Below are 11,250 nucleotides of genomic sequence, written 5' to 3' on the forward strand. Positions count from 1 at the left end.
ATCAATCATCACAATTGGTCATATTCTGGCACCTGAATCTGTGTTGGAGTGAAATTACCATGACTGAAATGATGAAAGCAGTACAGCTACATGCGTTTGGTGGCCCGGAGAATCTCAGGTATGAAGATGCACCCCGCCCAACTATCGGGGCTGACGAAGTCCTTGTGCGCGTGCATGCCGCAAGTCTGAACCCACCAGACTTGTATCTGCGTGATGGTTATCGGCCGCTTCCGGCTGAGTGGCGGCCCGAACCCCACTTTCCCTTAATCCTGGGAACGGATGTTTCAGGTGTTATCGAAGCCGTGGGCGAAAATGTTTCCGCATTCAGCACCGGAGATGAAGTCTATTCAATGGTGCGTTTTCCTGATGGGGTAATGGCCGGTAGTGGAGCTTATGCCGACTATGTAAGCGTTCCTGCATCAGAGGTGGCGTTAAAACCTCATGGAATAGACCATATCCAGGCAGCGGGTGCCCCGATGTCACTGCTCACCGCGTGGCAATTTCTTGTCGACGTCGGCCATGATGCGCCCAATCCGTTTCAATCTTTCAACCATAAACCGGTTCTGCTTGAAGGCCAGACGGTGATGGTTAACGGTGCAGGAGGAGGCGTAGGGCACATTGCTGTTCAGATCGCGAAGTGGAAGGGTGCGAGAGTCATTGCCGTCGCTTCTTCCCGTCATGAAGTGCTTATGCGCGAACTGGGCGCAGATGATTTTATCGACTACACCAAAGTAGCCGCTGAGAATGTAGTGAAAAACGTCGATCTGGTTATTGATGCTGTTGGCGGAAAGCATATAGAGCGCTTTTTAAGCTGCATCAGACAGGGCGGAGCACTATTTCTGGTGAATCCTTTGAGTTTTACCGGGCAGACTGAGGCCGCTCAAAAAGGGATTACTGTGTCAACAACGCAAGTGCGTTCAAGTGGTCTGCAGCTATCCGAAGCGGGGCTTTTACTGGAAAAAGGCATTATCAACGTCGTGATTGACAGCACCTATCCGTTAGCCATGGCATCAGCCGCACATCAGCGCGCTTCGTCAGGAAGTATCCAGGGCAAAATTGTGCTGACTAACTTCTGATTACCCCATCCCTGATCAGCCATTTTCTGAGGGCGAATAGTAGTCAGTTAAAGGAAAAATAAGATGCTTATCATTTCCGGTTATATGTACATTGATCCTTCTGTCCTGGAAAAATTTATGGGAGAACTTAACTTATTGGCAAATGCCGTTCGACAACGTGATGGAAACATTTCATATAAAGCTGCCGTGGAGGACTATCAGATCGGAAGTTTGCTTATATCAGAACGATGGGTGGATCAGGACGCGCTCAATGCCCATCTTATAAAAACCGACACGGTAGAGTTTATCAACCGATGGCAGGGAAAAATGAAGGGGGAACTCTTCAAATATGACGCCTGTAACGAGAGAGGGCTTATGGATGGGTAAATAAAAATCTTATTAAAATCGAGAGTGCTTTATTATCAAGCCTCGGATCTGTGAGTAATCGCTCTTCGCTCATAGCAGGCATAAGCCTGGACGATGGTCCGCTTTGTGCCAGAAGCGGACGTTCAAGATATCATGACGCAGTTAACGTCGAAGATCCGGCCGACTTGTTTTCAAGTATGTTAATGATTAAGTCGCGTGGAAAAATTGTCTCATTGGTGTGTATGAGCTCTTCTATTGTCCACCAATGATGATCGCGAATGAGTTCCTTTTCATTGCTACTCCATCCTGAACGATCGAGATCTACTGTATTTGCATTAATCATAAAGAAACGCTCATCAGCAAGTACTGTCTCCCCACTTGGTAGCATCATTGTGAAGGTTCGGGACGCTACTGCTGGTCCTGTTAATGTTTCTTTCAATCCCGTTTCTTCAAATAATTCGCGTATAGCGGCCTGCTCGAAAGATTCATTTTTTTCAAGCCCTCCTCCCGGAGTTGCCCAGTATGTTTTTCCCCTTAGAGCATCATCTTTATGACAGAACCTAAAGAGCAGGACATGATTTTCAGGCGAAAGAATGATCAATCGAGATGATGGTCTAATGCGCATATATCCCCCTTAAAAAGCTTAAATACTGATTCTCAATATTTATATAAACATAAATTGCAGCCTGAATCGCCCTATAGGTCTGTAATTTCTTACAGCTTTAATCTCACTCAACGTCCGCTTTTCGCTCAAAGCGGACTTTGCATCCGGGTCAGTCTGCTTTGTGCCAGAAGTGGATGTTGCAATCATCATAGTGCGCTAATGAGGGGAGACAGGTTTTTGGCCACCTGATGGAGATAAAAACTTGTTCAGGCCTTTTAAGCTATTCTGAGCCGAATCATGTCAAGTAAGGACACAGCCAATATGAAGATTATCGAAAGTGGCATTCGTGACGTAGAACAAGGTAAAAATGTGAAAGTAGTCATGCCGGTAAACATTTATGAATGTGAGCTCGGCGATGATGTTTTTGTCGGGCCATTTGTAGAGATACAAAAGGGATGCGTTATAGGCGACGGAACCAGAGTGCAGTCTCACACTTTCATCTGTGAAAACGTTACCTTAGGCAAGGACTGCTTTATAGGCCATGGCGTAACCTTTGCTAACGACCTTTTCAGGAGTGGCGGCCCTGATGCTTCTGCAGAAAGCTGGATACATATCGTATTAGGTAACGCGGTAATTGTGGGGAGTGGAGCAACCATTTTAACAACGGAAATTTGCAGTGGTACGGTGATTGGTGCAGGTAGCGTGGTGATCAAGCCCGTGCTGGTAAAAGGCGTGTATGCTGGCAATCCCGCCAGACTATTGAGAAAGCTCTAAGCATTATCTCTGCAATTTTTAATCCAGATTATCGCCATCCTGGGTCGTTAAGGTCGGCTTATCGACAAAGCGGCCATCGATGCCGCCAGACAGATGATTAGCAGAAGAACATAGCTGTCAGTGATTATGATCCCTCAGAAAAACTGTCAGCACATCTTTCGGCGGAACACCTTCGCACTCAGAAATTAACCAGCCTACAGCCCCACGGTGATAAGTTCCATGAAAAAGCATGTGATTTAGCATATCTGTAGCAGTCATTTCTCCCTCACCACCATCGACAAAGCTGAACTTAATAGTTTCTCTTAAATCAGCAGGAGACATTGAGCTTACGCGCCGGATATACCAGTTTGTACAATCATCCATTTTGACCTCAAGCTCATCTACAGAGGGTGTTTCAGGAGTATTCAGGGCAGTGTAACCATGCTGCCGTCCCGAAATATTTGCTCTGAAAATCAGGTCTACCACATGAATATGGTTCATCAGTCTTAGCATCAGATGACGTTTTTCCGCATAAGCAGATTCGCTTATGCCTTTAACTGTTTTTAATGTTTCGGCGTCAATCCAGCGCTTGAATTTTAAGAGAGTAACCAGTGTGTTCTTGTCCATGAATTTCCTCCTGATTTGCGTGTTCCGTTAGCATATCAATAAAGCATGCTCTGTAGCAGAGCTTCCTATTCTGAGGCATAAGCATAAACGAGGTCCGCATTTCGCTCTTAGCAGCCATTTTTGATAACCGCGCATGACAAATGCGCGGTATCTCAGTCAGAAATGCGTCTAGCCTTCATCGCCACTTGTCTGGCGGCTTTTGGCTGAATCAGTATGAAATGCCGGTCTGGCAGCCGTTGCAGTTTCTTTAACAGAAACAGGAGCTGCCTGGCTGCTAAGACTGAACACGGAAACAGCCTGGAGTAGCCGTTCAGCCTGCTCCCTGAGACTTGCAGCTGCAGAGGCTGACTCCTCGACCAGAGAGGCATTCTGCTGCGTGGCGCTGTCCATTTCTGTTACCGCAATTCCCACCTGTTCAATGCCACGGGCCTGCTCCGCGCTGGCTGACGTGATTTCCTCTACCGTATCCGTGAGTTTCCCGACCGCAGACTGGATATCCGACATGGTATCAGAAGCGTGAACGACGAGTTGGTTACCCTGTTCAACGCTGTGCGCGTTTGCCTCAATAAGCTGGCGTATTTCGCCGGCAGCTGTGGCACTGCGCTGTGCCAGTGACCTGACCTCACTTGCCACGACGGCAAATCCGCGACCGTGTTCACCCGCGCGGGCAGCTTCGACGGCCGCATTCAGCGCAAGAATGTTAGTCTGGAAGGCTATCCCATCAATTACGGCCGTGATTTCGGCAATACGACCAGAACTTTCGCTGATGGATTTCATGGTGCCGGTAATGGCACCCGTCGCACTGCTGCCCTTACTGGCCACATCACGCACGCTGACCGCCAGCTGACCCGCCTGGCGGGCGTTGTCCGCATTGTTTTTCACGGTCATGCCAAGCTGTGTCATGGTTGCCGCAGTCTGCTCCAGCGCGCTGGCCTGCTCTTCGGTCCTCTGTGAAAGATCAGCATTCCCCTGCGCAATCTGGGAACTTGCTGAGGCGACGCTTTCCGCGTTGTTTCTCACCTGGCTGACGGTGTTTATCAGCGAGTCCTGCATGTCACGGATGGCTGACAACAGAATGCCTGTTTCATCTTTGTGGCCAGTGTGAATGGTACCGCTGAGGTCACCGCGTGACACACGCCCTGCGGCTTCTACCGCTTCCAGAAGAGGACGTGTGATACTCCGGGAGATAATCAGGGCAGAAATGGCCGCCAGCAGAACAGCAACAACACCGGCGGCAATAAGTATTGTAAGGGCTTCTGACCGGTCATTGCGCGCCTGTGCAGCAGAACTACTCATGCGCGTTTCCTGATGGTTCTGCAGCTCCTTGATTGAAGCCATGAAGTCACTCTGAGACTTATAACGCGGCCCAAAGAGCAGTTGCGTAGCTTTATCACTCTTGCCCTGCTGCGCGAGCGCAACCACCTCATCAATAAAAGGCAGAAAAAGGTCAGCCCTGACTTTGACAAGGGAAAATATTTCTATCCCCTGCGGTGAGCTGACCTGTTTCGTGAGGAGTGCCATCAGAGTGTCAACCGCATCCCTTTCGCTGCGGTAATCCTGGATGGCTTTGTTTCTCTGCGACTCGTCCTTAAGGAGAATAGCATTTCTTGCAAGACGGCCTATGTCTGACGTGTAGAAGCGAAGTGACTGGGAAGCAGCAGCTTTGCTGTAAGTGCTGCCTGATATCTCATCGTTCGCATTGCCGAGTGAGTTGATTTTATCGATGCCAATCAGCACCATAAAGACGACCAGCAGCGACATGAAGCCAAAAGCGACACCAAGTCTAATTCCAATTCTTATGTTTTTCATACTTTTCTCTGTTGAAATAAATCGGTTCTGATGAGGGTAAAAACAGGTTTATTAGAACGTTCTCCTGCTCAGCAGGAAAATATCTGAGTGATGCACCGCTTCGTTTTCAAGCGGAGTAATTATTATCGGCACAGATAAAAAAATATCGGGTACGCTCTTTACGAAGCTCATGTTCGTCCGGGAAATTCGCGTACGCGAGGCATCAAATCTGTCCTTCAGCTGCCTGTCGGTGCGCTTTGTTTGGAAACCACAGTATCTTACGAAATCAGCAAGGTTGAGCTCCAGTTGATACTCCTTATTGATTTAACATTGTTCCTTTGATGTTCCTTTTATTTTCACTACCCAGTGGATGAAAAATTTTGGTATAGACTGATAATCTTATTACCAAGTGAAACGTTAACACGCTAAAAAAGAGTACATTTATTCAACAAACTTCCATATATGTGCAGGCACGCGGTCAAAGATTTTTCCAGCTGCGAACTCAGCCTTTCGATGATCATAAGCCTGTGTCATGGTATAAACTTCATCTTTTCCTATTTTATAACTAAGATATTCGTAAACAGTTTCAAGTGTTGCAAGCGTTTGGCAACGCCTGAATTTCATTAGCCAGTCTGTTTTCGTCATATCGTTCCTCTAAAATATTTATAAAAATTAATTTATAATATCAATGGATGGGAATCTGCCCGACCTGTCATGCTTTCTTTCGGAAATATTGTAGCAGCATCAGGAGATCATTAAGCCGATACTCAAAACATCTTCATGGCGTTGCATAAAGTACGGTCAGGGATTTCAGCCAGACTTGGACGTATTTACGGAACTGTGCCCGACAGGCTTAGTGGTGACAGGTCGAGCAGCGGGTAGTCAGGATGATTTTAACTCGTACTATTTCCGACGGATGTTCGTCTTCCTGAAGATCCTTTGACCGACTCAATATATATCATCCATGTGCCTTACCGGGAAGTAAAACCGGGTGAAAATGAACTCTATGATTTACTGACTGTCACTACCAGTGCTTTGTCAGTTGAAAAAAACGATAATCGCTATTCTGGTAAAATATTAAATGCATCCTTTCTTAGGAATCAAGAAGAAATTTTGTACGGCCATTATAATTCTTCCTGTCATAGCAACTTCAATCAATGCTATTGGGTGATTAATTTGTGTCCATGAAATAAATTCAGAATCGGTCATGAATTTAGTAAACTCAGAATAAGTGTTAATGAGATGTAATAGATTATTCACATAAACATCCTGAGACCTGTAATCACCTTCACTGAGCTGTTTAACCATAAAATCAGACCGTTCTTTAACTTCCTCAAAAAGCTTGTATTTAGCATGCATTGTGTTGTCTCACATATAGTATGGCAAGTTGCTTTTAAATATAAATCACAGGCTTTGAAATTAATCTGATACCGAAATTTTTATCTTAAAAACTGTTATATATCTTGAGGGCATCTTTAATTGCGTTTAAAAGTCCGACATCAACAAATCTCAAGTTCAAAAATGAGAATAAGTGATTTTTATATTGCGTCAGGTCGAGTCAATCTGTGGTGCGTTTTTATTTACAGAGACTACTTATAAGTAGTCCCTGATTTTTATTATTGATTCGCGCTTAGAAACTCTTCCAGTTGCCCCCCTCTTCAGCGGGCATCACCTTATCAAGGTTGGTTGAATGCGTAGATAACACAGTTTTTCCTGTTTTCACTGCGACATTTGATTCCGTGACAGTAAATGCGCTTACAAGATGATTTAGTGAAGCTGCCTGTTCCATCAGAGACCGTGAGGCTGCTGATGACTCCTGGACAAGGGCTGAGTTCTGCTGAGTTACATCATCCATCTGGTTTACTGCCTGATGTATTTGGCTTATCCCCTGAGACTGTTCCTGCGCAGCTACTGCGATCTCATCAACAAGACTGGTTACTTGATGCACCGCATCGTTCATCCGACTTATATTTTTTCCGACACCATCGGCTTGATTAACACCAGTTTCAACGTACTCCATCGACGACTCGATCAGATCTTTGATTTCTTTTGCTGAAGCAGAAGAACGCTGTGCCAAATTACGCACCTCACCTGCAACAACTGCAAACCCACGACCCTGTTCTCCCGCCCGTGCTGCTTCTACTGCTGCGTTTAATGCTAAAATATTTGTCTGGAACGCAATACCCTCAATGAGAGAAATAATGTCAGTAATTTTGGCAGAACTACTTTTTATGTTTGCCATGGTACCCAGCATGTCTTTAACTCTGAGTGAACTATCCTCAGAAATATCGCATGCATTTTTAGAAAATTTGCTGGCAAGCTGGGTATTTTCTGCTGTTTGTCTTACCGTCTCGCTGAGTTCTGACATGCTGGCTGCAGTTTGCTCCAGTGAAGCGGCCTGCTCTTCTGTCCGCGACGATAAATCTTCGTTGCCAGCTGAAATCTGCGCTGAAGCTGTACTGACAGATTGAGCTGAAGATCTAACTGTTGTAAGCGATACCCCGATTTTTTGAACCAGCTGATTATATGCTTTGGCCATGTCTCCGATTTCGTCTTTACTCGTATCGTCTGCATGCAGAGTCAGATCGAGTCGTTCATTAGCATGATTAAAAAGCGTGCTAATATTTTTAAGCTGACGGCGGATGCTTAATATAGTTATTAATGCATAGGAACCTAATATCAAGACAGCTGATGAAGAAAAACAAATAAGACTCCAAAGTGTTCTCTGATAAATATTGAGGTTATCCACCTTAAACTGGTTACTGACATCAATATTTATCTTGCGCTGTTCTTTGTACCCTTCAATTAGGCTGCGAATAGACTCACCGATGCCCTCTGAATTCTGAAGCGAAGGTAGTGTAATATTATCATCCTGAGCCCTTGACCCTTCTACGAAATCATGCAGCCTTGCCTGTATTTCTTTTAAGATTACAAAGGCATGCCTGCTTAACTTTTCATCCTGACTACCTGAAAGATAGTTGTCCAGATATTTTTGGTTGCTGATTTTTATATCATTAATTTTTTTCTCAATCTCTTTTTCTAATTCTGCCTGCTGCTCAATGCTTTTAGAGCTCTGATGCCTGTAGAGTGTAATTAAAAGAGAGTTACTGTCTATAATCATGTCATCAAGTATCGCGACCGAAGGGATGGTATTTTCCTGTACGTACTGAAACCTGGTCTGAAATCCAGTTAACACGATTACAGCCGTTATAGATAGTACTATTAATGTAACCGAGAGTGTAGAAAAGGCCAGTGCTAACCGCTTTGTAATCGTCATCCGTTCATCCTCACAAGGTATCTTTAAAAGGGTATTTTTTTAACATCCCATGTATCGGATAAAAAAGTGATAAACATTATACTGAAAAAAATATTTTTTTAATTTCACCTCTGAAAGCATTATTTATTTATGTTTTATTTATTTAAAGTTTGATGTTTATTTTCTATTTGTATTTTTTTTAACAAAAAGAATGCTTATATAAAGTGGATGCGTTTTTGGTTGGTTTTTGGCAGTTTACCTTGGGGTGAGACTAATATTCTTTTTAAAATAAGTATAATGCTCTATTAATCGTGCACTGCACGAGAGTTAACTTACTCTTCGCTTATCATTAAAGTTGAATTCTAGCATAATCTGAAGGTGGTTTTACCGCTCGGCTTGCCTGCTAAAATAAAAAATTTAGTCAGCTATTGATAAGATTAAATGTAGTATGCAAATGCTTACATTCAGTCTTTCCACTTTTTTATAGTGCTTTCACTCTCTGCTGCTGCTGTGAAGGTCTATTCAGTGAAGAATGAGCGTGTTTACGGACATCTATCCGTTACAGAAAAGGTTAAAGCTGATAACCTGGTAACGGCTCTTTCTAAAAAATCGATGCTTATGATGCATCTGAATTCTGTGTCACATCTGCGAGGGGAAAAAAACATCACGCAGTACCGAATTGCCTCAATAATCCTTAATAAATCAGGTCAGTAGTCATCAATCCGCAACACCTTTTACGATGTTGGTCTGGATAGGATTTGCAGTCTTAAAGAATTAACTAATTTTGGAAATGAACTTTCAGCAACATGTAGCAAGACTTTGTAGGTTGATTAAAGCACGTAAAGTCATTTGAATTCAGGTACAAGGCCCGTTGCGGTCACCATTTTATTGATTGTGTGGGTGGAGAGCTTGCATTGTGATCGTAGGTAAAGATAAACGTGAACGTGTTTCGCGTGCGAGAGGCGAGCACACCAGAGAACAGATTCTGGAAGCTGCATCAGAAATAATCAGAAATGAAGGGCTTCACGCTTGTACACAAAGAGCAGTAGCCGCTGAACTGGATATTTCGCCCGGTACTGTTACGTGGCATTTCAGAATGCTTGATGATCTGCATGATGCTGTTGTAAGAAATGCTATTGATAGTTTTAAAGCACAAACTTTGAAATGGTTCATCGAAAGTACATCTGGCGCGCCCGAAGTCCAGTTAACAGAGTTTCTTTTCTGGACATTGCAACAGCACACGCGACTTTTAAGAGAGTATGAACTGTTTGTAGCAGCTGTCAGCCGACCGCGATTGAGAGAGAGTGCTATGCAGTGGCTCCGGACACACAGTTTAATTTTGCAGGATCGCTTCGGTCTGAATGCAGAGCAGGCTGATGCTGTAGTTGCATATACAGATGCATGGCTATTGCGTAGCCTCCTGAGTGACGGCGCTGAAAAACCAGATATAACTATGACTGAGCTCATTTTTATTACCATCATGAAGGTACATTAATCTGACTAAGTTCGAGCTGACGCCAATGCATTAAAATGTGTCAATCCTTAGTACTTTTATACTTCCCACTGCCATTAATGTCCGCTCTGTGCCAATAGCGGACGTAGCTTACATCGGAATGTACTAATCTGCGGGGGCTGGTCAGTGCAATATGGCAACATACGGTGCTGTCGTGACATTAGCTTGTAAAGTAGTATGAGTTCTTCTCCTGTCACCCTTTGGATGCTCAATGACATTACAAGCGACCTATGTTGAACAAAATATGTCCGGTGATGAAACGGAAGTTGTATCGATCATCGACGTCAATCCTTTTGGCACTAATGGAGAAATGGATCGGCGACTGCTAATCAGTAAGGACGCTGAGCCCATTCTGATTTTACAATTGTATGTACGTGTAGATGAGGACGGTTGGCTGATTTCCAGCGCCTTTTCTGAGTTTCTTCTGAATGAATCCCACGTGGCGATCATTTGTGGCGATCATTTATATGTTTTTGACATGGCCACACACTCGTTCAGAAGCCATCGACTAGGTGATTACGTCGCCCATATTTATTCAGTCCCTGACATCCACTCTGACAGGTTACAGGGCCGGATTCTGGTTACCACTTACGCCCATGTTTTTCTGATTGATATACTAGTGGGCATTCTCTGGAAATCGATTCGGTGCGCCATTGATGGCGTGATCATTACATCTATAGAGAATGAGACGGTGCTTGGCCTGGGAGAGTGGGATCCGCCAGGAGGCTGGGAACCCTTTAAGCTCGATCTCAAAACGGGTATCCCGATTTGAAAAAGGGTCTACCCTCACAGTCATTGCTAGGAGGGGATATTGCTAACATTGGAATATCTTAAATTATGGGGAGCAGTTCATGGAAGCAATATTATGAAGCATGAGCTATGGACAAACGAAGGTGGTTTGGATTTGTTTTGTCTTGCTGGTCCACGGGGAGACTCTGCTCGTAAAATGCTGGAGCCGGACTACAGATTAGTGTGGATATGTGACGCAGATTCCCACTTTGAAGCGATGAAAGAATATTACGCGTTCCGTAACTGGGGAGAATATCAAACTGATTTTCCTGCACAGGATAGTAAGACTTACAAAGAATTGGGATGGGAGTAAAAAGCACAACATTTATATAATCGTCGCTCGGTATTCTAATAGCTCCGTGACGTCCGCTTTTCGCTCATACGGGACACTCATAATCACATCTCCTGACCCAATGGAGATTGAACATGACAACATCCCCCTGGAACAAAAGCCGCATTATCGGCCAGAAACGGCCTCTTCAGATCTCTCATATCTGGG

11 protein-coding genes and 1 pseudogene are annotated in these 11,250 nt (G+C 44.4%); 7 read left to right on the plus strand and 5 right to left on the minus strand.

Annotated features, from left to right (window positions below):
* Positions 1-59 precede the first annotated feature (59 nt).
* Positions 60-1,076: an NADP-dependent oxidoreductase gene (locus GVJ63_RS11940; RefSeq protein WP_159226918.1), complete on the plus strand. Its 1,017-nt coding sequence runs from the start codon at positions 60-62 to the stop codon at positions 1,074-1,076.
* Positions 1,077-1,139: 63 nt separating this feature from the next.
* Positions 1,140-1,442 carry a putative quinol monooxygenase gene (locus GVJ63_RS11945; RefSeq protein ID WP_159226919.1) on the plus strand — a complete coding sequence of 101 codons (303 nt, stop codon included), beginning with the start codon at positions 1,140-1,142 and terminating at the stop codon, positions 1,440-1,442.
* A 130-nt stretch (positions 1,443-1,572) separates the two neighbouring features.
* On the opposite strand, the gene GVJ63_RS11950 is transcribed toward GVJ63_RS11945, so the two are convergent.
* Positions 1,573-2,046 carry an NUDIX hydrolase gene (locus GVJ63_RS11950; RefSeq protein WP_052272245.1) on the minus strand — a complete coding sequence of 158 codons (474 nt, stop codon included), beginning with the start codon at positions 2,044-2,046 and terminating at the stop codon, positions 1,573-1,575.
* A gap of 300 nt (positions 2,047-2,346) precedes the next feature.
* Between GVJ63_RS11950 and GVJ63_RS11955 the strand changes: the two genes are divergently transcribed.
* Complete coding sequence (locus tag GVJ63_RS11955) at positions 2,347-2,799, plus strand: acyltransferase (protein ID WP_159226920.1); 453 nt, start codon at positions 2,347-2,349, stop codon at positions 2,797-2,799.
* A gap of 117 nt (positions 2,800-2,916) precedes the next feature.
* Here the strand turns inward: GVJ63_RS11955 and GVJ63_RS11960 are convergent, their stop codons facing one another.
* The 4 genes from GVJ63_RS11960 to GVJ63_RS11975 all read right to left on the minus strand — a co-directional run bounded on the left by GVJ63_RS11960 (position 2,917) and on the right by GVJ63_RS11975 (position 8,470).
* Positions 2,917-3,405 (minus strand): DinB family protein, encoded by a 489-nt coding sequence (locus tag GVJ63_RS11960; protein ID WP_159226921.1) that lies wholly within the window; start codon positions 3,403-3,405, stop codon positions 2,917-2,919.
* A 168-nt stretch (positions 3,406-3,573) separates the two neighbouring features.
* Positions 3,574-5,214, minus strand: a complete 1,641-nt coding sequence (locus GVJ63_RS11965; protein WP_159226922.1) for a methyl-accepting chemotaxis protein — start codon at positions 5,212-5,214, stop codon at positions 3,574-3,576.
* A gap of 420 nt (positions 5,215-5,634) precedes the next feature.
* The gene (locus tag GVJ63_RS11970; protein WP_159226923.1) at positions 5,635-5,838 is read right to left on the minus strand and encodes an Hha/YmoA family nucleoid-associated regulatory protein; all 204 of its coding nucleotides are present in this window, start codon (positions 5,836-5,838) and stop codon (positions 5,635-5,637) included.
* A 985-nt stretch (positions 5,839-6,823) separates the two neighbouring features.
* Positions 6,824-8,470 (minus strand): methyl-accepting chemotaxis protein, encoded by a 1,647-nt coding sequence (locus tag GVJ63_RS11975; protein WP_159226924.1) that lies wholly within the window; start codon positions 8,468-8,470, stop codon positions 6,824-6,826.
* Positions 8,471-9,365: 895 nt separating this feature from the next.
* Between GVJ63_RS11975 and GVJ63_RS11980 the strand changes: the two genes are divergently transcribed.
* The 4 genes and pseudogenes from GVJ63_RS11980 to GVJ63_RS11995 all read left to right on the plus strand — a co-directional run.
* Entirely contained in the window at positions 9,366-9,944 is a 579-nt protein-coding gene (locus GVJ63_RS11980) for a TetR/AcrR family transcriptional regulator (RefSeq protein ID WP_235038349.1), read from the plus strand.
* Between the two features lie 229 nt (positions 9,945-10,173).
* The gene (locus GVJ63_RS11985) at positions 10,174-10,734 is read left to right on the plus strand and encodes a hypothetical protein (protein WP_010669696.1); all 561 of its coding nucleotides are present in this window, start codon (positions 10,174-10,176) and stop codon (positions 10,732-10,734) included.
* 93 nt (positions 10,735-10,827) lie between these two features.
* Positions 10,828-11,064, plus strand: coding sequence for a hypothetical protein (locus GVJ63_RS11990; protein ID WP_010669697.1), 237 nt, complete (start codon positions 10,828-10,830; stop codon positions 11,062-11,064).
* Between the two features lie 113 nt (positions 11,065-11,177).
* A pseudogene (locus tag GVJ63_RS11995) lies at positions 11,178-11,250 on the plus strand (integrase); the annotation flags it as partial.

Source organism: Pantoea sp. 18059 (assembly GCF_902706165.1).
GTDB lineage: Bacteria > Pseudomonadota > Gammaproteobacteria > Enterobacterales > Enterobacteriaceae > Pantoea > Pantoea agglomerans.

Bases quoted from the DNA above. Each gene is read 5' to 3' on its own strand.
- GVJ63_RS11945 (WP_159226919.1), top strand. From the start codon at position 1,140: ATGCTTATCATTTCCGGTTATATGTACATTGATCCTTCTGTCCTGGAA.
- GVJ63_RS11990 (WP_010669697.1), top strand. From the start codon at position 10,828: ATGAAGCATGAGCTATGGACAAACGAAGGTGGTTTGGATTTGTTTTGT.
- GVJ63_RS11955 (WP_159226920.1), top strand. From the start codon at position 2,347: ATGAAGATTATCGAAAGTGGCATTCGTGACGTAGAACAAGGTAAAAAT.
- GVJ63_RS11960 (WP_159226921.1), bottom strand. From the start codon at position 3,405: ATGGACAAGAACACACTGGTTACTCTCTTAAAATTCAAGCGCTGGATT.
- GVJ63_RS11970 (WP_159226923.1), bottom strand. From the start codon at position 5,838: ATGACGAAAACAGACTGGCTAATGAAATTCAGGCGTTGCCAAACGCTT.
- GVJ63_RS11975 (WP_159226924.1), bottom strand. From the start codon at position 8,470: ATGACGATTACAAAGCGGTTAGCACTGGCCTTTTCTACACTCTCGGTT.
- GVJ63_RS11965 (WP_159226922.1), bottom strand. From the start codon at position 5,214: ATGAAAAACATAAGAATTGGAATTAGACTTGGTGTCGCTTTTGGCTTC.
- GVJ63_RS11950 (WP_052272245.1), bottom strand. From the start codon at position 2,046: ATGCGCATTAGACCATCATCTCGATTGATCATTCTTTCGCCTGAAAAT.
- GVJ63_RS11940 (WP_159226918.1), top strand. From the start codon at position 60: ATGACTGAAATGATGAAAGCAGTACAGCTACATGCGTTTGGTGGCCCG.
- GVJ63_RS11985 (WP_010669696.1), top strand. From the start codon at position 10,174: ATGACATTACAAGCGACCTATGTTGAACAAAATATGTCCGGTGATGAA.